Raw genomic sequence first — 544 nt, forward strand, 5'->3', positions numbered from 1 at the left:
AATATAAGGCGCATGATGAACATAACATCGCTAAAGTCGGCGATATCGTGAAAATTATGGAAACTCGCCCGCTGTCGGCCACAAAACGCTTCCGCTTAGTGGAAGTCATCGAAAAAGCGGTTGTTCTGTAATCGTTCTTCACTTAGTTCGGAGAGATAATTCCGAAAGGAGGTTTCGTCGATGATTCAACAAGAATCTCGCTTGAAAGTAGCTGATAACTCTGGTGCACGCGAAGTGCTTGTCATTAAAGTGCTCGGAGGCTCGGGTCGCCGCTATGCGAACATCGGCGACGTCGTTGTGGCGACGGTCAAAGATGCGACACCAGGTGGCGTTGTTAAAAAAGGTCAAGTCGTGAAAGCAGTTGTTGTTCGTACGAAACGCGGGGTGCGCCGTCCGGACGGCTCGTACATCCGCTTTGACGAAAACGCCTGCGTCATCATCCGTGATGACAAAAGCCCGCGCGGCACGCGGATTTTCGGACCGGTTGCCCGTGAATTGCGCGATAAAGACTTCATGAAAATCATTTCTTTAGCTCCGGAAGTTA

Annotated in this window: 2 protein-coding genes; both read left to right on the forward strand. The window is 50.2% G+C overall.

The window, feature by feature from the left end:
* Positions 1–131 (forward strand): uS17 family ribosomal protein (locus VU18_RS18605; protein ID WP_236687225.1); only part of this gene is annotated, 131 nt, incomplete at its 5' end.
* Positions 132–180: 49 nt separating this feature from the next.
* A partial coding sequence (gene rplN / locus VU18_RS00580) for a 50S ribosomal protein L14 (RefSeq protein ID WP_047757485.1) occupies positions 181–544 on the forward strand: 364 nt, incomplete at its 3' end.

This window comes from Geobacillus sp. ZGt-1 (assembly GCF_001026865.1).
In the GTDB taxonomy this organism is placed as follows: domain Bacteria; phylum Bacillota; class Bacilli; order Bacillales; family Anoxybacillaceae; genus Geobacillus; species Geobacillus thermoleovorans.